The following is a 25,288-nucleotide window of genomic DNA, read 5'->3' on the forward strand; positions in this document are numbered from 1 at the left end:
AAAGTAGGTATAAATGGCAAAAAGTTTGCAAAGTCAATTCAGAGATATTGAGAGAAATTTAATCAGAGAAACGAATAAAATGGTGAAGAGAGCTAATAAGAAGATAAAGCCTGTTATCCTTCCAACACAACTAGATTCCTCTAAAGCAGCACTAAACTTTAACGAATATCATCAAGATAATAGTACTCATGTTTCTGTTAATGGAGATTTGATAAACTCACAGATTGGTGGACAAAATAATGCGTTAAACATTACCTATACTGAGATGGAAATTGAGAGAGTATTTGAGAATATCAGAGAGTACTCTAGGACATTAGATGAAGAAGAACAGACAGAATTAGTGACAATTTTAAATGAGGTACAAGAAGTCGGAAAAGTTGATAACCATCAAACTTTCTTTGAAAAGCACCCGATACTTGCAATGGCTCTTAGTGCTAGTGTAAGCTGGGGAGTTGAGAATGGAATTGATAGATTAGTTAGTGTCATTTCAAATACATTTAAGTGAAAGTGAGATTTACTTGACTTAGAAAGAATCTTGAAAAAGATAATCACTTGTTCTTTAATACAACTTTCACTCGAAATATTTTGATAAGCTGATCTACCTTTTAAAATGTTAGATTTATTATTAGTAGATTCGTTATATAAAATATTTTTTATAATTCATTAAAGATGACGAAGTTCTTATTGCAAACGATTTCAGTTTTCGGTATAATAGTATATAATGATTGTTGGAGAAAGTTTCATGAAAAGATACAAGAATTATATTTTTGACTTTTATGGTACCTTGGTAGATATTATAACGGATGAAAACAAGTTGGAATTGTGGGAAAAGTTAGCTGAGATTTACCATTCTTTTGGCTGTACCTATGGTGCACGTCAGTTAAGAAGTTCCTTTCAAGAAAAGGCCAGTGAGGCCGAGCTAGATTTGATTCGGATTAGTCCCTATGAAAACGTTGAAATTGACCTTGAGAAAGTCTTTATTCAATTACTAACGGATGAAAAATACCGCCGTCCAACTAAGAATGAACCAGCAGATTTAAAAACATTTGGTCAAGTGGTGGCTTCCATATTTAGAGTCCTGTCACGTGAGAAATTGACGACTTATGCCAATACCTTGTCAACACTTGCTTATCTAAAGGATAAGGGGAATCATCTCTATTTATTGTCCAATGCTCAACGTGTTTTTACGCAGGCTGAAATTGAAATAACAGGTTGTGCTGAATATATTGAAAGTATTTACATTTCCTCTGATTATCGAATCAAAAAACCTGAACCAGAATTTTTACAAGGTGTTTTGAATGAAAATCAGTTAGATCCTGCTGAGACGGTTCTTATCGGAAATGATTTGACTACAGATATTGCAATCGCGCAAGAGCTAGGTATAGATGCTATACTTTTGAACACTTTCCCGTATTCTCCAGAGGAGATTCAAGCTTATCGAGATTTAGGATGGAAGTTTGAAGTCATTGAGGATATTTCAGAACTAGTTTACTAGATGGACTAGAGTAACAGTTAAATCTATCAGGTGCTGTTTGCGTAAATAATATTATGTAAATTCCATCAAACTACTTTCATCTCCATGAGAGTAGTTTTTGTATTTTCCAGCCATTTTTTGATATACTAGATAGGTTAAAAAATTTAGAAAGGTTCTGTTTTGGGTCATTCCCAAACAGTAGTCAGATAGTCTGGCTAGAGGTATTAGTTTCATGTCTCAAACCCATATTAACGTTATCGGAGCTGGCTTGGCCGGCTCAGAAGCGGCATATCAGATTGCCAAGCGTGGCATTCCTGTTAAACTCTACGAGATGCGTGGTGTCAAGCCAACGCCCCAGCACAAGACCGACAAGTTTGCGGAGTTGGTTTGTTCTAACTCTTTCCGTGGTGATAGTTTGACCAACGCTGTCGGTCTTCTCAAGGAAGAAATGCGTCGCTTGGATTCCATTATCATGCGGGCTGGTGAGGCTCACCGTGTGCCTGCTGGCGGTGCTATGGCTATGGACCGTGAGAATTTCTCCCAAGCGGTCACAGATGAGATTCACAACCACCCACTGATTGAGGTCATTCGCGGTGAGATTACAGAAATCCCTGAAGATGCTATCACAGTTATTGCGACAGGGCCTTTGACGTCAGACGCCTTGGCGGAGAAGATTCACGCGCTCAATGGTGGCGACGGTTTTTACTTCTACGATGCGGCAGCACCAATTGTGGATAGCTCGACTATTAACATGGACTTGGTCTATCTCAAGTCCCGGTATGACAAGGGAGAGGCTGCCTATCTCAATGCTCCGATGAACAAGGAGCAGTTCACCGCTTTCTATGAGGCCTTGATTTCTGCAGAGGAAGCACCGCTCAACTCCTTTGAAAAAGAAAAATACTTTGAGGGCTGTATGCCTATTGAAGTCATGGCCAAACGTGGTATCAAAACCATGCTCTATGGCCCAATGAAGCCAGTTGGTCTGGAATATCCAGAAGATTACAAGGGACCTCGTGACGGTGAATACAAGACACCTTACGCTGTGGTCCAACTCCGTCAGGACAACGCAGCAGGTAGCCTCTACAATATCGTAGGCTTCCAAACCCATCTCAAGTGGGGTGAGCAGAAGCGGGTCTTCCAGATGATTCCAGGACTCGAAAATGCAGAATTTGTCCGCTACGGTGTTATGCACCGTAATTCCTACATGGATTCGCCAAACTTATTGGAACAGACCTTTGCGACCAAGAAAAATCCAAATCTGTTCTTTGCAGGTCAAATGACAGGTGTAGAAGGCTATGTTGAGTCTGCTGCCTCTGGCTTAGTGGCCGGTATCAATGCTGTACGCCGTTTCCGTGGCGAAGAACCAGTTATCTTCCCACAGACCACTGCCATCGGTGCTCTGCCATTCTACATCACCCACACGGAAAGCAAGCACTTCCAGCCTATGAATGTTAACTTTGGTATCATCAAGGAGCTGGACGGACCGCGTATCCGCGATAAGAAAGAGCGTTATGAGGCAATAGCAGAGCGTTCCCTCAAGGACTTGGAAGAGTTTTTGTCTTACTAAGATAATCAGCTATCTCCAGACACCTTCGGGTGTCTTTTGTGTTATACTGGGGTTAGAAACCCGAAGGAGAAACACGATGAATCACGATACTTGGAAGGGGATTATCTTGCAGAAGCAGGGCTTATTAGCCCCCCAGTCTGTCCAGCAGATTTGCCAAAATCTCAATGGCTTACAGGCTCAGTTTCAACCCTATGTTCATGTCGGATTTCGTAACCGAATGACAGCGGAGGATTTTCACGAGGGTAGCTGGCAGGAGGAGCTGACACGCCAGTGGTCCATTCGGCGAACGGTTCATGCCTATCTCAAGTCGGAAATCCCCCTCTATATCCACGAGGGACGGATGGCTAGTACCGACTATCTTCAAACCGTCGGCCGCGATGATTTTTCACCTCAAACTAAGCAGAAGTATCATCGGCTCATCCTAGAAGCCTTGGAACAAGCCCCTATGACCCGAGAGGAGCTGAAAATCCTCTGTCGTGCGGAAAAGATGACGCAGGAAGAGGAGAAGCAGGTTTTCAACGCTTGGGGAGGCCTTTTTCGCTACATGGTCGAGCGTGGGGAAGTCTATCAGGAGTACGGTGCCAAACGTTTTCATCGCCTGACAGACTTTCAGCCACTTTCACGGGAAAAAGCAGAGCTGGAAATCGCACGGCGGTATTTTTCAGGTTTTGGTCCTGTCAGCTTAGCGGATGCCCGTTACTACTTCAAGGAAAATAAATCTATGGTCCTAAATTGGATGAAACAATTGGATTTGAAAACTATAGAAGTAGCAGGGGAAGAACGCTTCTATCTAGGAAAATTAGAAGAAGCAGAAGTACCAGACTGCCTCTTCATTGCAGGTTTTGACCAACTTTTGCTAGGTTACGAAAAGAAAGCCAATCCCTTCTTTGATCCCAAGCATATTCGGCAGATTTATACGCTGACAGGCATTGTCAAACCAGTTGTTTTCTACAAGGGACGATTGGTTGCGACCTGGCGACGTGATAAGGACAGGATTGAATTGGCTATATTTGAAAATCTGACCAGTCGTGAACTGAAAGAACTGGAACGTTACCGTCGAGTCTACGAGGAACACTTGAAAACTGAGCAAAAATTGTTCGGATAATCCGAAAAATGACGTAATATAACTAAATTTTCTGAATATTTCAGAAAATCTGTGGTATAATACTAAAAACACTGTTTAGAAAGAGATAGCAATGAATAAGTCCTACTTTTATTTGGATATGAAAACGCATGAATTGGAAGTTCCATTTACTGCTAGAAAACGCCGAGTCCGTGTTTTATTGCCAAAAGGATATGAGGAAGATGTGGATAAAACCTACCCAGTTGTCTATTTTCATGACGGACAAAATGTCTTGTATAGTAAAGAAGCCTTTTCAGGACATTCCTGGAAGGTGATTCCAACTATCAAACGAAATCCTGATATTGAAAAAATGATTATTGTGGCCATAGACAATGATGGTTTGGAGCGCATGCATGAATATGCTGCTTGGAAGTATAGTGAGATGGGCATTCCTGGTATTCAGTTTGGTGGGAAAGGGACCCTGTATGCTGAATTTGTCATGGATGTGGTCAAGCCCTTCATTGACCAAACCTATCGCACCAAGCCTGACAAGGCTCACACAGCCATGATTGGCTCATCACTTGGCGGTAATATCACTCAGTTTATGGGATTGGCCTATCAGGACCAAATTGGCTGTCTGGGAGTATTTTCATCAGCTAACTGGCTCCATCAAGAAGCCTTTGACCGCTATATTGAGCGACAAGCACTGGATAAAAATCAACGAGTTTATATCTACGTTGGAACAGAAGAAGCAGATGATACCGACAAGACCCTCATGGCAGGTAATATCAAACAGGCCTATATCAATTCCTCGCTGACCTACTATCGTCAATTGATAGCGGGAGGCGTTGATTTGGACAATATCGCCTTGGAAGTTGTTTCTGGTGCCGTCCATAATGAGGAAGCCTGGGCAGCTTATTTGCCAGATTGCTTGCGCTTTTTAAGCGAAAAGTGGTAATGTAAAGAATTAGTTAGGAGAATGAATATGCATGTAGAATTTTTAAGTCACTGGTCTGGCCATCTTGGTCGAGAAATGAATGTGAACAGATATGGTCACGCGGGTATTCCAGTAGTTGTTTTTGCCTCATCAGGCGGTTCGTACAATGAATTCGCAGATTTTGGAATGATTGAAGCTTGCCGTGGTTCCATCGAGGCTGGTCATGTTCAATTTTTCACTCTAACCAGTCACGATAAAGAAAGCTGGTTGGCGGATTGGAAATCCATCCATGACAAGGCAGAGGCTCACCGTGCCTATGAGCGTTATGTGATTGAAGAGGCAATTCCGTTTATCAAGCATAAGACTGGTTGGTTTGATGGTATGATGACAACTGGTTGCTCAATGGGGGCCTACCACGCGCTGAATTTCTTCCTCCAGCATCCAGATGTATTTACAAAAGTCATCGCCCTTTCAGGTGTCTATGATGCTCGTTTCTTCAACAACAACCATGATTATGGTCATGATGATGCAGTTTATCAAAATTCACCAGCAGACTATATCTGGAACCAAAATGATGGTTGGTTTATCGACAAATACCGCCAAGCAGATATCATCGTCTGCACAGGATTGGGTGACTGGGAACAAGATGGTTTAGACTCTTTCTACAATCTGAAACGTGCATTTGAAGAGAAGAATATCCCAGCTTGGTTTGACACTTGGGGCACAGATGTGGCTCACGATTGGGTATGGTGGAGAAAGCAAATGCCATTCTTCCTTCACTCCATCGGACTATAAAAATTAGAAAGGACTGCCTATGAATTATCTCGTTATTTCCCCTTTTTATCCAGAAAATTTCCAACCATTTACCATTGAATTGGCTAAAAAAGAAGGCGTTACGGTTCTAGGTATCGGGCAAGAACCCTACGACCAACTGCCTGAGGAGCTCCGCCATGCCCTTACAGAATACTTCCGTGTGGAAGATTTGGAAAATATTGATGAAGTCAAGCGTGCAGCTGCCTTCTTGATATACAAGCACGGCCCTATTGACCGTGTGGAATCCCACAATGAGCATTGGCTTGAAAATGATGCGGCTCTCCGTGAACAATTTAATATCTTTGGAGCTAAGCCAAAACACCTGAAAAAGACTAAATTTAAGTCTGAGATGAAAAAATATTTCAAAAAAGCAGGTGTTCCAGTCGTTCCTGGTGTTGTTGTCAAAACAGAACGTGATTTTGGTAGAGCCTTGAAGAATGTTGGTTTCCCCATGATTGCTAAGCCAGATAATGGTGTTGGTGCATCTGGTACCTTCAAAATCGAGAATAAAGAAGATTTTGATCGATTTATTGAAAACTGGGATAGAACCACTGTCTATTTCTTTGAAAAATTCGTCAATTCAAGTATTATCACTACTTATGATGGTTTGTTAGACCATGACGGCAATGTTATTTTTGAAACAGGCTTGACCTATACTCACACACCGTTTGAGTTGATGCAAACCAAGAAGGACAATGCCTACTTTATCGAGAAAGAGCTGGATCCTAAGTTGGTGGAATATGGCAGAGCTATTATCAAGGCATTTGGTATGAGAGAACGTTTCTTCCATATTGAATTTTTCAAGGAAGGGGATGACTACATCGCCATTGAGTACAATAACCGTATGGCTGGTGGATTTACCGTAGAAGCCTATAACTACGCACATTCCATTGATTTGTTTAAGGATTATGCCAATGTCGTAACAGGTGGTACAGTAGAAGAACGTCGTTTTGAACCTCAATACTGCTTGGTAGCCACACGTCGTGATACAACAGACTATGTTCACTCAGCAGATGATATTCATCAGAAATTCGCTGGTAAGATTAAAACCGTCAAACGCATGCCAGATGCCTTTGCAGAATTGCAAGGAAATGATGCCTACCTCCTTGTGACAGAGAGCAAGGAAGAGTTGGATGAAATGATTGCCTACATTGGTCTAACAAAATAAAACTAACTGTAAGACGCCAGAAATGGTGTCTTTTCATTTTCTTACAAAGCTGTAAGTTATCATATCAGAACTGTAAGGGAGCGAGGTAGTAATATTTTCTATAATAAACTCATAAGAAACAGAAAGAAGGAAATCATATGTCATTCAAATTTCTACAAGCAAAGAGAATAGAAGAAAAGGTATTCTCAGAAAAAGAGAAGATTGAACTCATGGAACAAGCTACATTCTTGGAAGAGCTAGACCATGATTTGCAAAGTATGCGATTTATGGCATACTAGAAGGAGGAAACGATGAGAAAGAAGATATTTGGCTTGCTGGCTTTGGGCAGTATAATGTTAGCTGCTTGTTCTTCCTCTTCAGCAGGCCTTAGCTTTGATGAGGGCTATCAAACTTTCCATTACAAGGGAAAAGACTATGCCGTTAGCAAACAGGAAGTTGCCGAAGATAGTATTCAAGGAACAGAAGTTAAGTTTATGGAATGGCCCGTTGTCAAAGAAGAGGGTTCAGTGAAAAAGACAGTGTCCTTGAATAATCTCTATGTAACATCCAGCAATGACTGGGCCATCGGTGTCCAGGATGGTTATTATAAGGTGGATTTAGAAGATAATATTGCTGAGTCAGACCGAATCGACTATCAAGCATTACTTGATGAAGTTGATTTATCCAAAGAAAACAATTAGGAGTTTGTATGTTATTAGAAATCAATCATTTAGAAAAAGTTTACCGTACGCGCTTTTCAAAAGAGGAAACTCGTGCCTTGCAAGATGTGGATTTTAAGGTAGAAGAGGGCGAGTTTATCGCTATCATGGGGGAAAGTGGTTCAGGTAAGACGACTTTGCTCAATATTCTAGCAACCTTGGACAAGCCAACTCGTGGCTCTGTTCTTTTGAACAATCAAGATATTACCAAAATCAAGGAGAGCGAGCTGGCCGATTTTCGCTTGCGTAATCTTGGCTTTGTCTTCCAAGATTTTAATCTCTTGGACACCCTGTCCATCCAAGACAATATCTTTTTACCTCTGGTATTGGCACGTACCAGCCATGAGGAAATGGAAAAACGTTTGAAAGCTTTAGCTCCAAAATTACGCATTCAAGATTTGCTGAAAAAACGTCCCTTTGAACTTTCTGGTGGACAAAAGCAGCGCGTGGCCATTGCTCGTAGTTTGATTACCCAGCCACAGATTGTCCTAGCGGACGAACCGACAGCTGCCCTAGATTACCGCAATTCGGAAGACTTGCTGAATTTGTTTGAGGACATCAACCTAGATGGACAAACCATTCTCATGGTGACCCACTCAGCCAACGCAGCCAGCCATGCCAAACGGGTTCTCTTTATCAAGGACGGTCGCATTTTCCATCAACTATACAAGGCAGGCAAGAGCAATCAAGACTTTGCCAAGGAAATTTCGCTCAATATGTCTGCACTTTTAGGGGGTGAGTAGATGTTTTACCTCAAACTTGCTGGGCAAAATATCCGAAAATCCATGGGTGTTTTTGCTCCATTCGTTTTAGCCAGTCTTGTGCTATTTACTCTGATTTGTTCCATGTTCTTACTCATGCTAAGTCCAGTTATGGAGACCATGGGCTCTGGTGCCGTTTCTATCGGTCTTGGCGTTGTTATTCTGACCATTTTCTCGGTCATTATGGAGATTTATAGTTTTAATTTCCTGATGAAACAACGGGCGAGAGAATTTGGTCTCTATAACATGCTGGGGATGAACAAGAAAAAAGTAGCCTTGATAGCCAGCTTAGAATTGATGATGATTTTCTTGCTAGTTGTGGTTCTTGGTTCTGTCTTAGCTGGTGTGTTTGCAAATGTTCTCTACTTGATTTTTGTCAATATAACACATTATAGTGATTTGCATTTTGGAATAGCCCCTTTGGCCTTTGTCATGACCGCCTTTCTCTTTGCTGGTATCTTCTTTCTCTTGGAATTGCTAGCCATTCGGACCATTGGTAAGACCAGTCCGCTGATTTTGTTCCGAGCTAGTGAGAAAGGGGAGAAGGAGCCAAAAGGCAATGTTCTTCTAGCTGCTCTTGGTGTAGTGGGACTGGGTATTGGATACTACCTATCACTTTCATCTAAAGCAGAAGGTGTAGCTCTTATCTTTCGGTTCTTTATCGCTGTGCTCTTTGTTATTGCGGGGACCTATCTGTTCTACATCAGCTTTATGACTTGGTATTTGAAGGCTCGTCGAAAAAACAAGCGGTATTTCTATACGCCAGAGCATTTCATTACGACTTCGCAGATGATTTTTCGGATGAAGCAGCACGCAACGGGTTTGGCCAATATTACGTTACTTGTAGTCATGGCCTTTGTGACCATTGCAACAACGACTTCACTTTATACTGGCATGTCAAGCATGACAAGTGGTCTTTATCCAAAGGAAACATCTATTACCTACAAAGTTGCGGATAGAAGTCAGGGTGAAAGTGCCTATCAGCAATCGGTGCTCAGCCATTTTCCAGAAAAAGCGGAAGATAGTCTGTCCTACCTGACCTACCAAGCTGGTCTGGTCTATGACGGTGGGAAGGAGATTGTCATTAGTCCAGAAACCATTGCCAATCCAGACTTTAGCAAAATAGCCTTTACCTACTTCGTCACCCAAGATGATTTCCGGAAGTTGGGCAATGACCTGCCAGAGCTGGCTGCCAATCAAGTTGCCTTTATCCGTCCAAGTGAAATGCCGTTGCTAGAGAAAGTCACTTTGGGAGATAGTACTTTCGAGAATGTAGTAAATCTTGATACAGCTATTTTCCCTGATATTACTAATACGCTAATTGCCGCCGTCATGGTAGTCAGTGATGACACTGTATTGAATACTGTTCGTGAGTATTATGAGTCCAATAATCCGCAAGGCTATCAAGTCAGTCTGGACTACCGTGTCTTTACCGATTTGACGGATGAAGAGGTACTCTCTCTTGGAGAGCAATCTGGTGAAATATATGAAATTCTCGATGAAAATGGAGAATATCTTGGAAATGTTATGCAACGTACGGATTTCAACAATTCACTGATGGGCTTTACAGGCGGTTTCCTCTTTACAGGCTTCTTGTTGGGCATTAGTTTCCTACTGGGTGCAGCCTTGATTATCTACTACAAGCAGTACTCAGAAGGGCATGAGGACAAGAAATCCTACAAGATTTTACAAGAAGTGGGCATGAGTGCAGCAGCTGTCAAAAAGACCATCAACTCTCAAACACTTTTGGTCTTCTTTATGCCTTTGGTCATGGCAACTGTGCATTTTGTGGTATCCTTGGTCATGCTGAAGCAAATGCTACTGACCTTTGGGGTTACCTCATCTCTTATGATTTATACGGTCAGCGGAATTACTTTGCTTGCAGTTGCTCTGATTTACTTCGTCATTTACAAGTGGACTAGTCGCACCTATTATCGCATTATTGAACGGTAGAAGAAGTCTCGCTTATGCGGGATTTCTTGCTTTTTCAGGGAAGTGGTGTTACAATGGTAATACCAAATGAATACTAGAAAAGGTGAGAAAATGGCAGCTATTACATTGAAAGTTTCTGAGCAGGACAAGCTTTTTATGCAGGCTATGGCAAAGTTTGAAGGTGTCAGTTTGTCAGAACTCATTCGGACTAAAACCCTTGAAGCCCTTGAAGACGAATACGATGCGCGTGTGGCAGACCTTGCTTGGGCAGAATACCAAGAAGACTTGGCGAATGGCATTGAACCGATAACATTAGAACAAATGGCTGAGGAGTTGGGCATTGAGTTATAAGGTTATTTTGTCTGCTAAGGCTCAAAAGCAAATTCGAAAGATGGATAAAACGGCTGCAAGTTTGATTTTGCGGTATCTTTACAAGCATATTGACGGGTGCGACAATCCCAGACAATACGGAAAAGCCTTAACTGCCAATCGTTCAGGCCAATGGCGCTATCGTATCGGCAATTACAGGGTGATCGTCAGTATTGAAATCGACAAATTGATTTTGACAAGTCTAAAAATGAGAAATGGAAGTATATAGAAAGCCAAGACCTGTTTCCTGGCTTTTGCAGAATGAAGATGATGAAAAAAGAGAAGATTTATATTGTTGAAGATGATGAGATGATTGTCCAACTCTTGAAGCAGCATTTGGGAAAATCTTATCAGGTAGAAAGTGTGCAGAATTTCCGTGCTGTCAGTCAGGAAGTGGCAGAAATCAAACCAGACTTGGTGCTGATGGACATAAGCCTACCCTATTACAACGGTTTTTATTGGACGACAGAAATCCGTAAAACCATGACCATGCCCATTATCTTTATCTCCTCTAGCGATGATGAGATGAATGCGGTCATGGCTATGAACATGGGTGGCGATGATTTTGTATCCAAACCGTTTTCACTGGGAATTTTGGATGCCAAAATCGGTGCCTTCTTGCGTAGGGTCAATCAATTCAGCAAATCAACTGATTTGTCTATCGACCAATTCCAGCTTAGTTTAGACGGGCGATTTTCAAACGAATCGGAACAGGTTCAATTGTCACCTACGGAAACCAAGATTTTGTCCGCCTTGCTAGAAAGACAAGGGCAGATTGTTAGCAAGGAGGAACTCTTGGAAAAACTCTGGGAAAATGAAGAATTTATCGACCAGAATACACTCAATGTCAACATGACCAGATTGCGTAAGAAGGTGAGCGAGGTCGGTTTTGAACGTATTCATACGGTTCGTGGCGTGGGGTACCTGGTCAAATGATAGCAAAATTTATCCGAGAATACCGTAGTTTTTACATCTCCTACATTGTTCTGGCTACTAGTTTTATCTTGCTTTTCTTTCTCTATCAACTGCCCACCGAATTCTTGCAAAACGCTCTGCTATTGTCCCTAACCTTCTTAATCCTTCTGACTGCAGGGCTTTTCTGGAAGTTTCGCAACCGCATGAGAGCCTTGGAAGACTATGTCCATGAAGAAGCACTACCCCTGCTTAATAAGCCTGTGGACCTTGCCTATCTCAACTTGATTGAAGCGGAGAAGGAGGCGACGCGGGAGCAGCTTTTGGTCTATAAGTCACGAGAAGAAGACCTGCAAGCTATGGTTAAAATGTGGTCTCACCAAATGAAAGTGCCTCTGGCTGCCCTGTCTTTGATGAGCCAGACTGACAATCTCAACCAGCAGGATGTCGATCACCAGCTCTTACGCTTGGATAATTACATGGCAAATCTCCTCAACTACCTCAAACTGACCAACCATGCCAGCGATTTTCGCTTTGAGCAGGTGGAAGTGAGAGAAGTAGTGGTAGATTTGGTCAAAAAATACCGCAATCAGTTCTTGCAAAAGGACATTTCAGTGACCATCAATGGAAATTGGCTACTGAAAACCGACAGAAAGTGGCTTAGTTTTGCCCTGTCGCAAGTCTTAGACAATGCCCTGAAATATAACAAAACAGGTGGTTCAGTGACCATTGCCTTGGACAAGGGAATCACGATTTCTGATACAGGATTAGGCATTTTACCAGAGGATATTCCGCGCCTTTTTGACGAAGGTTTTACGGGCTATAATGGACGTGAACACCAGAAAGCCACTGGTTTTGGCCTCTATCTCACCAAGCGCGTCTTGCACCAGCTAGAATTAGATATTGATGTGGACAGTCAGGTTGAAGTTGGGACAAATGTGCGGATATTTAAATCAGATTAAGAGTTTGCAACCGCCTCCAAAAGTGCTATACTAAGGATAGTATTTCATTGGAGGTTTTTTATGTCTCATCATGTTTTGCAAAATGGATCCGACATTCGCGGGATTGCCATTGCTACTGACGAATATGCTGTTAAATTGACGCCCCAAGCAACCAAGGAAATTGTTAGAGGGTTGATTCATTGGCTGACCCAAAATCAGGAATTGTCCACTCTCTATAAAGAAGGAAAATTGACCATTGGTATTGGTCGTGATAGCCGTCTGAGCGGTCCAGATTTGGCAGATGCTTTTATCGAAGAAGCTGTTGGTCTGGGGGTTCAGGTGATTGACTTTGGTATGGCCACAACGCCAGCTCTCTTCATGAGCACCCAGTATCCGCAGTTTGCCTGCCACGCAGGGGTGATGATTACTGCCAGCCATCTGCCTTATTATTTTAATGGTCTCAAGATTTTTTCGCAAAATGGCGGAGCGGAACACGAGGATATTGACTATATCTTGTCGCATACAGAGGCATTCCCAGCCTTAAGTCTGGGAAGTCTGACCCATGCGGATCTGATTACGCCTTATGCCCAAGATTTGGTTGATAAAATTCGTACAGCCTGCGATGGTCAAGACAAGCCATTGACCGGACTCAATATCATCATCGATGCTGGAAATGGTGCAGGCGGTTTCTTTGCGGAAAAAGTTTTGGCCGAGCTGGGAGCTGATACAACGGGTTCACAGTTTTTAGAACCGAACGGCACCTTCCCTAATCATGTCCCAAATCCCGACAACAAAGAGGCCATGGAAAGTATTCGTCAAGCAGTACTTAAACAAGGTGCCGACTTAGGCATTATATTTGATACAGATGTGGACCGCGCTGCCTTGGTTACCAAGTCAGGACAAATTCTCAACCGTAACAATCTAATTGCTGTCTTGGCTCAAATTACCTTGTCCGAGCATCCGGGTACGAGTATTGTGACCAATTCCCCAACCTCAGAACACCTAAAAGATTTTATCGAAAGTCTGGGTGGCAAGCAAATTCGCTATATTTCAGGTTATCGTAATGTGATCAATCGCGCCATTGCTGCCAACCAAGCTGGTGTAGATTGTCAATTGGCTATCGAGACGTCAGGTCATGCAGCCTTTAAGGAAAATTATTTCTTGGATGATGGTACCTATGTGGCTGCCAAAATTCTCATGCTTCTGCCTCAGTTGCAAAAGGACGGCAAGTCCCTGGATGATTTGATTGCACAGCTGAAACAACCTTTAGAAACGCAGGAAGTGCGCTTTAAGTTGGAGGTTGAAGATTATCGCGCGCTAGGTGAGCAAGTCATTGCCGACTTGCAAGCGACATCCATTGCCGGTTTTATTTTCAATCCAGAGAATGAAGAAGGAGTGCGCTTTGATGTAACAGACCCTTATGGAGACGGCTGGTTCCTTCTCCGCATGAGTCTCCACGAACCGCTCCTGGTCCTTCAAATTGAAAACGACCAATCAGGTTATATGCCGAGCATTTTGAAACGTTTGTCTGAATTCTTGGACGGCTATCCAGCTGTTAATCAGACCAAATTAAAAGAATTAGCATAATTAGATGAAAGTCAGCCACTTGGTTGGCTTTTTGGTGTTTTTCTGGCTAGTTTTAAGCAGTTTTGAAAACATTTACAAGATTTTTTCTTAAATTTTCACACAAAATGCTTGACTTATCAATAATTAGTGATAAAATAGACTTACAGAAAGAAAGTGAGGTACTTAACATGACACTCGTTTCAAATCCTACTCAATTAATTAACGCTTTGGACAATAATGAAAAAGAAATTGTTATCACACGTACCATGACTTTTGCAAGTTCCATCTATCTTCCAGCTGGTATCGACATCAAAGGTCAAGCACAAGAAAATGGCGTTCTGCCAACTGTATTCTTTTCACATTCTGATGGTTTTATCTTGAAAGGTGATGCTAAGATTTCTGATTTAACAATCTCAGCTCTTCAAGATAAGAAAGCTATTTCACTTGTGCCACAACAAGTTCGTGACAACTTTGGTCAGATTTCACTTGAAAACTTGATCGTGGACGGTCAAATTTCAATGATTTTCCGTGCACCAACCATGACTGCACATGTCGACACACACAACGTCTTGGTTCGCAAAGCAGATACGCGCACCTACCTTGAGCAACCACAAAAATATGGCGTAAACGTCCTGCAAGGTGCTTATACCCTTTACAATTTTAACCCCGATGCTAACAGTAAGATTACAGCAGCTATCAGTGAATTGAACATCGGTCAAGACGGTCAACCTGTCATCGGATCTGGTGTCTTTATTTCAGGTTTCAATGATGCTGGTGGTCAAGTTGCGATGGATAAAATGGTCTTGGGTTCAGTTTATTCTACTGGTCTCCTTCCTCAAGGTGCGGCAGATTTCATCACCGGTGGTGTCTTTGTTGTCTATGGTGCCCATGTTCACGAATTGTATCAGCTCGGTAAAACCGTTACTTACGGCGTCAATGACATGGTCTTGGATGCTTGGGGAACTGTTGATAAATGGGTCGTAGAAGATGAAGTGATTTCCTACGGTCAATCTGGTGTTGGTTTCGTAAACTTCGGTAAAGTCAATGATTTCCAAGCGAAAAAAGCCATTTCTACCTACGGTGTCGGAGCTCGCGCCTACAATCAATACGATGGTACCTTGAAAGTCGGTCATTTTGCTGAAATCAATACCTACAATGACGGTGCTGTTGGTATTCAAATTTCCAAAGAAGTCGGTGAACTGCATATTGAAGGCGATATTACAACCCACGGTGGTGTTGGCCAATCTCTTGTAAAAGGTGTCAACGTGGATCTTCCAGCCCATGCCTTTTCTATCAAAGATGGCGGTTACCTTCATAAACTTCATGTCAAAGGCTCTATCCTTAGCCACGGTGATAATGTTACAACTGTCACTATGGAAGAAGGCGGTCGTTTAGACCAAGTCGCAGTGGATGGTAAAGTCGCTGCACTGGGCAACAATAGCAAAGCCTTCAGCGATGAAACTGTTGAAAAACGATTTTAAGAATGAAGCTAAACGAGACTAGGATTTCTTGGTCTCGTTTTTAGTAGTAAATTCCGATTAGAAAATTGGCATAGAAAAATGAGATTGGAAGTACAACCTCATTTTTTTCTTCTGAAAGCAAGTTGTTGCAAGAGCGAGATAATTGGTCCAGTGAAGAGCATGGCAATAATTGTTCCTTCGCGAATTCCTAGAAATGGATTACCAAAGAGGAAAGAGAGAAGAAGCGCTGTTACAACCATTCCAATATCACAGGCCAATTTGACGCTAGAAAATGGTTTATTGGTCACTTGGGCAATTGTTTTGGGCAACCCTTCGCCCGGCATGACAATCGTATCCGCATTGACCTCAACAATGACACCGATTGCCAAGATAAAGACAGAGATAATCAAGACAATCAACTGGACTGGATAAGATTTACTGGACAAGATTGGAGCGAGCAGACCGTAGAAAAAGTTAATAAACAAGCCAAACAAGGTTCCGGGTATTAACTGAATGAGGTAAGGAATTGCCTCGCTCATCTTCTTTGGACTAGCCAAGACGAGCTGAATAACAACTAGCAGGGCTAAGAAGAGCGCCGTGTTCAGACCGATGGATGAACCCATAGATTCTGAGACGACGTTGGGCACAGCAGCAATTGGCGACGTGCCGAGCAGGGATATTTTTGACATGGCAACAGCAATGGCCATGATTGTGATTCCAATAACAAATTTTACGATTTTCATAATTATATTTTAATACAATATCGACAAAAATCAAGCATTAACTCACTAATTAGTAGATTTGTTATTGACTTTTGCATAAAACAAATTATGTAAATCATAGTTTGTCCAATGCATTTTTTTGCTCATCATTGACAATATGGGTATACAAATCAGTAACTTGCGTATTGGCATGCCCCAGTTGATGGCTGACCAAGACCTGCGACTTGGTTGCATCATAGAGTCTGGTCGCAAGTGTGTGGCGGAGTTTGTGGGGCGTTACACGAATTTTGAAATCAGCCGAATACTTGGCAACCATTTTTTCAATAGAAGAGGCATCCATGCGATTGGGTATCCCACGATATTCGGAAAGAAAGAATGCGACGTCAGTCTTTTCTGCCTTGTAGCGTTGCTGCCGGATGGTCATATAGGCTTCCAGATAGGGCTTGGCAAAGCCAGCAATATTAACAGAATCCCGTTTACCACCTTTTCGAGTGACTTCGATAATCATCAATTTCAGATTAACATCCTTGAGGTCCAAATTGACGGCCTCAGACAGACGGACGCCAGAGGCCAAGAGCAGGGCAAGAATGGCTAAATCACGCTCCTTATTTTTTCGGAAAGAAGATTTTGCACGGTTGGAGAGTTTATTTTCGTATTCTGTGTCCACGTATTCCAGAAATTCCATGGTCTCGTCGCCCAAAAAGAGTTTCTGCTTGATATTTTCCGCCCGGGCAGCCAAGGTTTCTTTTTTCTTCTTGGTCGACACCTTTTTCATGACATTACGGTAGAAGTAGGGCTCACCCTGATCATTTTCCACTTCTTCGGTTAAATACTTGAAGAGACTAGAAAGTGCCGACAGAGTGCGGTTAATGGTGGTCTGCGACACACCATTCTGCGTGGTATTGGCGTTCAGCAAGGGGCGCTCCCGCAGATAAAGAATGAAGGCTTCCATATCTTTTTTGGTCAAATGTTCCAGAATATCCAACGGAATGTCAGCAATCCGTTCCACAGATACCAAATCTGAATCCTGTAACCACTCAAAAAAACGACGATATTCTTTGAGGTATTCATAAAGGGTTGTAAAACTATAGGGAACCGCCAACTTGGATTGGTAATAATCCAAGACATACCAAGGCATGATTTCTTTCAATTCCTCAATTTTTTCCAATAATAATTCACGACGCATGATGATTTCTCCGAGATATTTTATTTAAAATTAAGGATTGTATTTTGGAAGAATTCACAGCCTTCGCATTTATTTCGAAATTATAAAGTACATATTTTCGGCAAAAATTTTTTCTAGTTATCATACCAGTAGTATACCATAGTTTTATATAAGTTTCAAGAAAATTATAGTTTTTCGGAAAGATGTTATATAGATTTTCTATTTTATAACCAAAAAATTTTTTTTTAGGAAAAATCAGCTAAAAATGTACTTAATTCAAGGCTAAACTGGAATTTCTAGATACCCTTATTTTTCCATAAAAATGTACTTTATTAACTAGAAAACTGGAAATTTTTTCAGTGGTTAAATTTATGCTAAATTTCATACCTATTAATCCTGACAACTGGCGAATTCCGCTTTCCATTTTTCATTCACAGACAGGCTTTGTTGCTGATAAGATGACCACGCTGGCTCAAGCTTTTGCCTACCGTGAATTTAATAGCCAGGCTTATTTGATTTATGACCATCAATTGCCTGTCGGTTTAATCATGTATCACGATTTACCTCAAGTCCAAGCCTATCACCTATCAGAATTTTTCATTGATAAACATTACCAGGTTCAGGGCTATGGTCGACAAACTATGAATCAATTTTTAGACAATATTCGTAGAGAAAAACGTTTTTCAGCCGTTGAATTATGTATCCTTGAAAACAATGATTTAGCAAGAAAACGATATGGATTCCTTGGATTTGTGGAAACAGGTGATGCTGACGGAGATGAAATCGTATTTCGTTTGAATTTATAAAATCCAAAATTTGCATATTAAATATTATGTAAACTATTTTTTATTTATTTGATAACTGCATCATTAACTCCATAGCCGTTTCTTGATTACGGAGATAGACCTTGATGCCTGTTGATTTGACCCGTTTTGTAAAGGCACTTTGACTGAGTTTCAGTTTCTGAGCTAGTGATTTTTGCTTAAAATGTTCAGAATAAATGCCAGTCTCTACCAATCTTAGGATGAATTGCTTTTGCGAATGACTCCACCGATCTCGCATAAAATCGCTGGTCGCTAAAAGACTGTTAATGACCTTGTCAATATGGGGATAGTCGGAAGAAAATCCGTTGGCTCTACTTCCGTAATCGTCTTGTGTCTGGACTAAAGTTAGGGCTTTCTCAGCCTCATGCTGAGCTTGAGAATTGCTTGAGAAAATGCTGGTTTTCTGCACTGCATCATCCAGCTCACCCAAACCAATTCCTATTTGCAACTGATAACCTTCGGCCAGAGACAGATGTAAATAATCAAGAATTTGCAATAAATCCGCGTTGGGTTTGACTTGAGCCTCTAGCAGTCCACCTCTATGGAGAGTAAAATCAGTCAATAATTGACTAGCATAAACCTGATTTAGACGACTAATAATCGTGAGAATGTTTATTTCTGTTTGTGATTGGCTTGATAAAGGTGTAATCTGGCCAGTAATCATCATCATTTTATTCATCATTCTATTTTAATGGAAAAATATAAAAATGTCCATTATAATAGAATTATTTAAAATATTTATTATGTAACTAGGTCATTACTAAACTTCTATCAAGACTGAAAGAAACTATACTAGCACTTCCCTGACTTTTTTACATTTTACATATTAAAACCCAGCTAAATGGAATAATCAGTCTAGCTGGGTTTAGTTAATTAGTTCATTGTGGTACGGATAAATATAGATGAATGGAAGATTCTAGCGATTTGCCCAGGCGATATCAAGATTTAGAGTCTCTTGAGTTGTATATTGTGCGCGATATGGATTCCAAATTAAATTAGCTACTGACGAAACATTCTCATTAATATAATATCCATCGTATTGTGTCAATCCATGAAGTTCAATGATATCATTAAGTTTTTCAGCGTAGGCTGTATCTGTTGCGTATGTACCAGTTAAAGCATTAGTAGCATCCAAGTAGCTACTGGTGTTGGAACGCCAAAAACTGTTAAAGCGAGGTTGGCGAACAATATTTACGTAATCAGCTAAAGACTCATAATAACTTGGATAAGTACGAAAATAATCAACGATATCATAGGTATTTCCATATCCATCATCTTCCCATGTTTGAAGGGATACAGATTGTCCATTGTATGCTCCCTTGATACCAAATATGTTATTGTACGGGGAAATTGATAACCCAGATTGTCCATAATTAGATTCATGTATAGCCTGTGCAATCATGACAGATGGATACAAATCATAGGTGTTGGCTAATTGCTGCGCAGATGGTGCAATTGTATTGATGAATTGTTGTCTATAATCTGCCACTACATATTCTGTAGCTTCAGCCTGTCGAATCGTCTTATTCCAAAATACAAATAAACTAATCGTTAAAAAGACCATACCACTGCCAGTAATATTGAGAGAGGATGTTTTTTCATTGATTGAAAATATTGACTTCTTGAATACTGCATAATACCTAAATCCTTTTTCATAGTTTAATGGTAATCATTATACAATTTTCAGACATTAATACTCAAGATAGTTTACTTTATTACTTTGTTAATTTTATATTACAAAAAAGTTTGCATAATATTTGTTATGTAAACTTAATTGTTAGTTATTCTTCTACCCATACGGAAACCGAGCCTGGATTGACATAGAAACGCCCCCATCCATTTTCATCTAATTGAACGGTGTCTTGTCGATGACCGGTTGCATCTACAAATACTTTTCCAGCATTTAAAGTTCCCATATCCATGTCTTTGTATCCTTCATCTGCATTGCTGATAACGCAGGCTAGACCTTTAGGATGCTCATTATCCCCTTGGCAAACCCAACCAATACAATTTGGATGATCGAGATAATCAATCTGTGGACCGTAGGTATGATGCTGACGGATAGCAAGTAATTTATCCAAGATCTCATTGAAGGCAGCTTGTCCAAATTCACCTGAAATGCCGTAATAATCACCGTAGAATAAGGTTGGCAATCCTTGTTGACGTAGCAAAATCAAGGCGTAAGCAGCTGGTTTAAACCAATCTGCAACTGTTGATTCTAGCGCCTGTCCACGTTGTGTATCATGGTTTTCGACAAATGTAACAGCAAAATCAGGCTTTGTTTGCACCAAGCTACCATCAAAAATGGTCCGTAAATCGAAAGATTGCCCTTCATCACCCGCCTGAAAGAAATTCATGTGAAGCGGAACATCCACCAAGTCAAGTTGGTAATCTGTACCGTCGATATAACTTTGACTATCTACTTCACTGTCTTTCCAATATTCTGCGAAAGCATACAGGTCAGGTTTAACTTCTTGTCGGATAAATTCCATAAAGGAAGCGATAAAATCTTCCCCAATATGCTTGGCAGCGTCAATCCGAAAGCCATCAACCTGAGTTGTTTCGATAAACCATTTTACCCAATCTTTGAGATGCTCTACTACTTCTGGGTGTTTGAAATCAATGTCATTGAACATCAGGTAATCGTAGTTCCCGTGCTCTCCGTCGACCTGATCTTGATTGGCCCAGCCCTTGTTCTCTCCTACGATTTGATAAATGCCCGTTTCATTGTGGGCGGCATCAAAATCAAGCCCTGTGAAATGGTACCAATGCCACTTAAAATCATTGTAGACATCGTTACGACCTTGGAAATCATAACCAGTATAACCCTTGATTTCATAGGGCTCAGAAAGACTTTCTTGCCGATTATCAGGGTTCATCCGACGAACTTGGAAGCTTTCTTGGTAGTCTCCACCAGCCTTGTGGTTGAGGACAATATCCGCAATCACTGCTATCCCTTGTTCGTTGAGAGCATGAATAGCAGCTAGATACTCATCTTTTGTTCCGTATTTGGTTGGAATGGTGCCTTTTTGGTCGAATTCTCCCAAATCAAACAGATCATAAATCCCATAGCCGACGTCATCTGGTCCTGTCGCTTTAAAGGCAGGTGGCGTCCAAACATGGCTAATTCCTAATTCTTTCAGATGCGGAGCGTCATTTTTTAGCCGATTCCAATGGTCGTGATCAGCAGGCAGATACCATTCAAAGTATTGCATTAATGTAGAACGTGTCATCAAATCTTCTTTCTATTTGTGGAGAACGAATTATTTACGCTTTTTCTTAGCTTTTTTCATCTTGTTGACTTGACGTTTCATGGCCTGCTCCATGGCAAATTTTCCAATCTTGCCTTTGAGCCCACCACCAAACATGGATGACATGTCAGGCATACCAGCCCCGCCCATCAGTTGGCTCATATCGGGCATTCCGCTACCACCCATCATATCTTCTAAGGCAGACATATCCATATTGTTTGGCATATTTTTCGGAAGATTATTAGGGTTAATACCCATCTGTTTCATCATTTTGCTCATGTCACCAGACATCATGCCTTGCATGAGGGATTTTGCTTGGTTGAAATCCTTGATAAATTTATTGACTTCGACAAAGCTATTCCCTGAACCTTCCGCAATCCGACGGCGACGGCTCGGAGTTAATAAATCCGGATTTTCTCGTTCTTCAGGCGTCATTGAGGACACAATGGCACGCTTACGAGCAATCTGTTTTTGATCAACCTTTAGATTTGCCAGAGCTGGATTGGTTGACATACCAGGAAGCATTTTGAGCAAGTCTTCCATCGGTCCCATGCTTTGTACTTGGTCGAGCTGGTCAATGAAATCGTTGAAATCAAAGGTGTTCTCGCGCATTTTTTCCGCCAGTTCCAATGATTTCTTCTCGTCGTACTCCTTGCTGGCCTTTTCAATCAGCGTCAACATATCCCCCATACCGAGAATACGAGATGACATACGGTCTGGATGGAAGGTTTCGATGTCTGTGATCTTCTCACCAGTACCAGTGAATTTGATAGGTTGGCCAGTAATGTGACGAACAGAAAGCGCCGCACCACCACGCGTATCACCGTCAATCTTGGTCAAAATCACACCAGTGATCGCCAACTGGTCATTAAATTCCTTGGCAACATTAGCGGCCTCTTGACCAATCATAGCATCGACTACCAAGAGGATTTCATTTGGTTGGACAAAGTCTTTAATATCGCGCAATTCCGCCATCAGGGCTTGGTCAATCTGCAAACGACCGGCCGTATCGATGAGGACATAGTCATTGTGGTTGGCTTTGGCTTGTTCCAAACCTTGGCGCACAATTTCAAGGGCAGGAACTTGGTTGCCCAATTCAAAGACAGGAACGTCAATTTGTTGCCCTAGCGTTTTCAACTGGTCAATGGCCGCTGGACGGTAAATATCCGCCGCAATCAAGAGAGGACGCGCATTCTCCTCTTGCTTGAGTTTGTTGGCCAATTTACCGGTAAAGGTCGTTTTACCAGCACCTTGGAGACCAGCCATCATGATAACGGTTGGAATTTTCGGTGATTTGATAATCTCAGCCGTTTCCGAACCCAGAACCGCCGTCAATTCTTCGTCGACAATCTTGATGATTTGTTGAGCTGGATTGAGGGTATCGATGACTTCGTGGCCAATGGCACGCTCACGCACCTTCTTGATAAAATCTTTGACGACTGGCAAGGCTACGTCCGCCTCAAGCAAGGCCAAACGGATTTCCTTGGTCGCTTCTTGAATGTCGCTCTCGCTGATTTTTCCTTTTCCACGCAGATTTTTAAATACGTTCTGCAAACGCTGGGTTAAATTTTCAAAAGCCATGTGTTCTCCTTTTAATCTCGATTATCAATGCTGGTTAGGACAGAGATTTTTTCATGCAAAAACGCATCTTCTGGATATTTTTCCAAAATCTCATCGAAAATTTGGCTGCGCACAACATAGTCCGAGTACATGTGCAACTTCATTTCGTAGTCCTCTAGCAATTTTTCGGTTCGTTTGATGTTATCATAAACCGCCTGACGGCTCACCTGAAATTCCTCAGCTATCTCTGCTAAACTATAATCATCCGCATAATATAGCTCGATATAGTTCATTTGCTTGTCCGTCAATAAGGCAGCGTAGAATTCAAATAAGGCATTCATTCGATTGGTTTTTTCAATTTCCATAAACTTTATTATATCAAAAATTCTAGCGTTAATAAATAAGAAAATCCGTTTCTAGTGGGAAAACGGATCATTTGTTTGCATAATTTTATTTACGTCTATTTAGAGAGTTTTAAGACGAGCGAAAATACTCAAAAACCTTTGACTTTTTTGTCAAAATCGTGTATACGATGTACGGAGGTATCCTTTTATGAATATTGTGAAAACGCGTAAGGTGGGTAATTCACCGGCAGTAACCATTCCTAAAGAACTAGGTATTCGTGAGGGCAAAGAATTCCTTGTCTACAAAGGAGTTGACGATGTGATTGTTCTTGCGCCCAAAATCCCTAATCCCTTTGACAATATGGAACCCTTCATCATGGAAAATGACTTTGAGGGGGAGGTGTTACTCGATAATGAAGGTTGAGTATATTCCTCAAAAGCAGGATATTATCTGGATTGATTTTGACACTTCTATTGGTAAGGAAATTCAGAATCGCCGTCCTGTTTTAGTTATCTCCAGTCAAAAATACAGCCGAGCAACAGGTTTCGTCGCTGTCTGTCCTATTACACACGGTGCAAAAACTTTAGAGAGCCGTGGGCTATCTGTGCCGATTGACTCAGAAAAAGTCGACAGATTCGTCAATCCTATGCAACTCTATACTTTTGATTTCATATCTAGGAATGCCAGCAAAATCACACAGTTAGATACTTGGACTTTCCAGAAAGTCGTTCAGCTTTACAATTATATTTTTGAATAGAGTCGAAAGGCTCTATTTTGCTTGCTCTTTTCCTAATTATTCTCCAAATAAAACTCAAACCGTTCGCCAACGTACTGGCTGTTAACAAATTCAAAGGCCTGGCCGTCATCCAGGTAGGAAACCTGTCTCAGAGCCAAAATTGGCTGATTTTTGCTGATGTCTAGGTAGTTAGCCACCTTCTCATTGGCCAGCCGTGCAAAAATGGTCTGCTTGCTGGTGCCGATTTTATAGCCATTGTCCGTCAAGGTCTTGAAGAAATGGTTGGTCACTTCCTCCTTGGGAACGCTTTTAATCAGACGCTCCGGAATGCTGGCAACTTCATAAACGACAGGGACATTATCAGCATAGCGAACCCGTTCCATCCGGACGACATATTCCCCCTTGGTCAAGGCTAGCTGTTCAACTTCTTTCTCATTTGGTTTGGTTCGAGTATAAGACAAGAGCTTGCTACTCGGCTTTTTGCCCTGCAAGAGAACCAACTCTGTAAAGGAGGTCGTGCCGCGCATCTTTTCTTGAACCCGAGTGCTGGCCACATAGGTGCCGGAACCGACCTTACGCTGGAGCACTCCTTCTTCGACCAGGAGGGTGATGCCTTGGCGCAGGGTCATGCGGGAAACGCCGAACTCATCGGACAGGTCACGCTCGCTGGGCAGGCGCTGGCCAATCTTCCAAACACCCTGGTCAATCTGCTCCTTAATCTTATCGTGAATGGTAATATATGCTGCTTTCATTTGTCAAACCTCTCTCCGTCTAGTCTACCAAAATTAGACCAATTTTACAAAGGTCAGCTGTTTTTTATGAGTAAAAATAAGGCAGGCAAACAATGACTGGTAATCTGCTTTAATAAAATGAGTAAAATCTAGAAAAAAACGAACATGGGATTTCAAAAAAATCGCCATAGTTTGGAAAACTGATAATTGGCAAATATAGTTTGGAAAATGTTCGTATTTATGGTAAAATAGCTATCAGTATTTGAATGATTTTCAAATGGAAAGGGAAAAAC

28 protein-coding genes are annotated in these 25,288 nt (G+C 41.5%); 20 read left to right on the forward strand and 8 right to left on the reverse strand.

Annotated elements, in window-relative coordinates; translation table 11 throughout:
* The first annotated feature begins 13 nt into the window (after positions 1–13).
* The 17 genes from ACHBID_RS01190 (at position 14) to ACHBID_RS01270 (ending at position 15,682) form a co-directional block, all read left to right on the forward strand.
* Positions 14–505, forward strand: coding sequence for a hypothetical protein (locus ACHBID_RS01190; protein WP_248029825.1), 492 nt, complete (start codon positions 14–16; stop codon positions 503–505).
* 237 nt (positions 506–742) lie between these two features.
* Positions 743–1,495 (forward strand): HAD family hydrolase, encoded by a 753-nt coding sequence (locus tag ACHBID_RS01195; protein WP_394731428.1) that lies wholly within the window; start codon positions 743–745, stop codon positions 1,493–1,495.
* 211 nt (positions 1,496–1,706) lie between these two features.
* The gene (gene trmFO, locus ACHBID_RS01200; RefSeq protein WP_394731430.1) at positions 1,707–3,041 is read left to right on the forward strand and encodes a methylenetetrahydrofolate--tRNA-(uracil(54)-C(5))-methyltransferase (FADH(2)-oxidizing) TrmFO; all 1,335 of its coding nucleotides are present in this window, start codon (positions 1,707–1,709) and stop codon (positions 3,039–3,041) included.
* A 76-nt stretch (positions 3,042–3,117) separates the two neighbouring features.
* Complete coding sequence (locus ACHBID_RS01205) at positions 3,118–4,146, forward strand: DNA glycosylase AlkZ-like family protein (RefSeq protein WP_394731431.1); 1,029 nt, start codon at positions 3,118–3,120, stop codon at positions 4,144–4,146.
* Between the two features lie 91 nt (positions 4,147–4,237).
* Complete coding sequence (locus ACHBID_RS01210) at positions 4,238–5,062, forward strand: alpha/beta hydrolase (protein ID WP_394731432.1); 825 nt, start codon at positions 4,238–4,240, stop codon at positions 5,060–5,062.
* Positions 5,063–5,089: 27 nt separating this feature from the next.
* On the forward strand, positions 5,090–5,836 hold the full coding sequence (locus ACHBID_RS01215) for an esterase family protein (protein ID WP_394731433.1): 747 nt from the start codon (positions 5,090–5,092) through the stop codon (positions 5,834–5,836).
* A gap of 19 nt (positions 5,837–5,855) precedes the next feature.
* Positions 5,856–7,022: an acetyl-CoA carboxylase biotin carboxylase subunit family protein gene (locus ACHBID_RS01220; RefSeq protein WP_394731434.1), complete on the forward strand. Its 1,167-nt coding sequence runs from the start codon at positions 5,856–5,858 to the stop codon at positions 7,020–7,022.
* 137 nt (positions 7,023–7,159) lie between these two features.
* Complete coding sequence (locus ACHBID_RS01225) at positions 7,160–7,300, forward strand: hypothetical protein (RefSeq protein WP_105144602.1); 141 nt, start codon at positions 7,160–7,162, stop codon at positions 7,298–7,300.
* 12 nt (positions 7,301–7,312) lie between these two features.
* Entirely contained in the window at positions 7,313–7,702 is a 390-nt protein-coding gene (locus ACHBID_RS01230) for a NisI/SpaI family lantibiotic immunity lipoprotein (RefSeq protein ID WP_105144601.1), read from the forward strand.
* Between the two features lie 8 nt (positions 7,703–7,710).
* Entirely contained in the window at positions 7,711–8,463 is a 753-nt protein-coding gene (locus tag ACHBID_RS01235; RefSeq protein WP_024410062.1) for an ABC transporter ATP-binding protein, read from the forward strand.
* Positions 8,464–10,434 (forward strand): ABC transporter permease, encoded by a 1,971-nt coding sequence (locus ACHBID_RS01240; RefSeq protein ID WP_394731435.1) that lies wholly within the window; start codon positions 8,464–8,466, stop codon positions 10,432–10,434. It abuts the gene before it with no gap.
* Between the two features lie 90 nt (positions 10,435–10,524).
* On the forward strand, positions 10,525–10,764 hold the full coding sequence (gene relB / locus ACHBID_RS01245; RefSeq protein WP_024411326.1) for a type II toxin-antitoxin system RelB family antitoxin: 240 nt from the start codon (positions 10,525–10,527) through the stop codon (positions 10,762–10,764).
* The gene (locus ACHBID_RS01250; RefSeq protein ID WP_024404678.1) at positions 10,754–11,011 is read left to right on the forward strand and encodes a type II toxin-antitoxin system RelE/ParE family toxin; all 258 of its coding nucleotides are present in this window, start codon (positions 10,754–10,756) and stop codon (positions 11,009–11,011) included. The genes relB and ACHBID_RS01250 overlap by 11 nt, the downstream gene beginning before the upstream one ends.
* A gap of 38 nt (positions 11,012–11,049) precedes the next feature.
* Positions 11,050–11,718, forward strand: coding sequence for a response regulator transcription factor (locus ACHBID_RS01255; RefSeq protein WP_024381849.1), 669 nt, complete (start codon positions 11,050–11,052; stop codon positions 11,716–11,718).
* A complete protein-coding gene (locus tag ACHBID_RS01260; protein WP_394731436.1) occupies positions 11,715–12,656 on the forward strand; it encodes a sensor histidine kinase in 942 nt (313 codons plus the stop codon). Before ACHBID_RS01255 ends, ACHBID_RS01260 begins: the two co-directional genes overlap by 4 nt.
* Positions 12,657–12,716: 60 nt before the next feature.
* Positions 12,717–14,222, forward strand: a complete 1,506-nt coding sequence (locus tag ACHBID_RS01265; RefSeq protein ID WP_394731437.1) for a phosphomannomutase/phosphoglucomutase — start codon at positions 12,717–12,719, stop codon at positions 14,220–14,222.
* Between the two features lie 167 nt (positions 14,223–14,389).
* On the forward strand, positions 14,390–15,682 hold the full coding sequence (locus ACHBID_RS01270; RefSeq protein ID WP_394731438.1) for a hypothetical protein: 1,293 nt from the start codon (positions 14,390–14,392) through the stop codon (positions 15,680–15,682).
* A gap of 98 nt (positions 15,683–15,780) precedes the next feature.
* Here the strand turns inward: ACHBID_RS01270 and ACHBID_RS01275 are convergent, their stop codons facing one another.
* Positions 15,781–16,404 (reverse strand): YitT family protein, encoded by a 624-nt coding sequence (locus ACHBID_RS01275; RefSeq protein WP_105123301.1) that lies wholly within the window; start codon positions 16,402–16,404, stop codon positions 15,781–15,783.
* Positions 16,405–16,498: 94 nt separating this feature from the next.
* Entirely contained in the window at positions 16,499–17,569 is a 1,071-nt protein-coding gene (xerS, locus tag ACHBID_RS01280; RefSeq protein ID WP_105110182.1) for a tyrosine recombinase XerS, read from the reverse strand.
* A gap of 350 nt (positions 17,570–17,919) precedes the next feature.
* Here xerS and ACHBID_RS01285 point away from each other — a divergent pair, with 350 nt between their 5' ends.
* Positions 17,920–18,354, forward strand: coding sequence for a GNAT family N-acetyltransferase (locus ACHBID_RS01285; protein WP_394731439.1), 435 nt, complete (start codon positions 17,920–17,922; stop codon positions 18,352–18,354).
* 40 nt (positions 18,355–18,394) lie between these two features.
* Here the strand turns inward: ACHBID_RS01285 and ACHBID_RS01290 are convergent, their stop codons facing one another.
* The 5 genes from ACHBID_RS01290 to ACHBID_RS01310 form a co-directional block, all read right to left on the reverse strand.
* The gene (locus tag ACHBID_RS01290; RefSeq protein ID WP_394734385.1) at positions 18,395–19,051 is read right to left on the reverse strand and encodes a SatD family protein; all 657 of its coding nucleotides are present in this window, start codon (positions 19,049–19,051) and stop codon (positions 18,395–18,397) included.
* A gap of 237 nt (positions 19,052–19,288) precedes the next feature.
* Positions 19,289–19,936 carry a glycoside hydrolase family 73 protein gene (locus tag ACHBID_RS01295; RefSeq protein ID WP_105160925.1) on the reverse strand — a complete coding sequence of 216 codons (648 nt, stop codon included), beginning with the start codon at positions 19,934–19,936 and terminating at the stop codon, positions 19,289–19,291.
* Positions 19,937–20,153: 217 nt separating this feature from the next.
* On the reverse strand, positions 20,154–21,605 hold the full coding sequence (locus ACHBID_RS01300; RefSeq protein ID WP_105160924.1) for an alpha-amylase: 1,452 nt from the start codon (positions 21,603–21,605) through the stop codon (positions 20,154–20,156).
* A gap of 30 nt (positions 21,606–21,635) precedes the next feature.
* Entirely contained in the window at positions 21,636–23,204 is a 1,569-nt protein-coding gene (ffh, locus tag ACHBID_RS01305; RefSeq protein WP_105137850.1) for a signal recognition particle protein, read from the reverse strand.
* A gap of 11 nt (positions 23,205–23,215) precedes the next feature.
* Positions 23,216–23,548 carry a putative DNA-binding protein gene (locus ACHBID_RS01310; RefSeq protein WP_105110178.1) on the reverse strand — a complete coding sequence of 111 codons (333 nt, stop codon included), beginning with the start codon at positions 23,546–23,548 and terminating at the stop codon, positions 23,216–23,218.
* Between the two features lie 187 nt (positions 23,549–23,735).
* Here ACHBID_RS01310 and mazE point away from each other — a divergent pair, with 187 nt between their 5' ends.
* The gene (mazE, locus tag ACHBID_RS01315) at positions 23,736–23,951 is read left to right on the forward strand and encodes a type II toxin-antitoxin system PemI/MazE family antitoxin (protein ID WP_105160922.1); all 216 of its coding nucleotides are present in this window, start codon (positions 23,736–23,738) and stop codon (positions 23,949–23,951) included.
* Entirely contained in the window at positions 23,941–24,285 is a 345-nt protein-coding gene (locus tag ACHBID_RS01320) for a type II toxin-antitoxin system PemK/MazF family toxin (protein WP_105160921.1), read from the forward strand. Before mazE ends, ACHBID_RS01320 begins: the two co-directional genes overlap by 11 nt.
* Positions 24,286–24,317: 32 nt before the next feature.
* Here ACHBID_RS01320 and ACHBID_RS01325 read toward each other — a convergent pair whose 3' ends face one another.
* Positions 24,318–25,016, reverse strand: a complete 699-nt coding sequence (locus tag ACHBID_RS01325) for a GntR family transcriptional regulator (RefSeq protein WP_105123328.1) — start codon at positions 25,014–25,016, stop codon at positions 24,318–24,320.
* Positions 25,017–25,288: the final 272 nt, after the last annotated feature.

The organism is Streptococcus sp. A25, assembly GCF_043674095.1.
GTDB lineage: Bacteria > Bacillota > Bacilli > Lactobacillales > Streptococcaceae > Streptococcus > Streptococcus suis_V.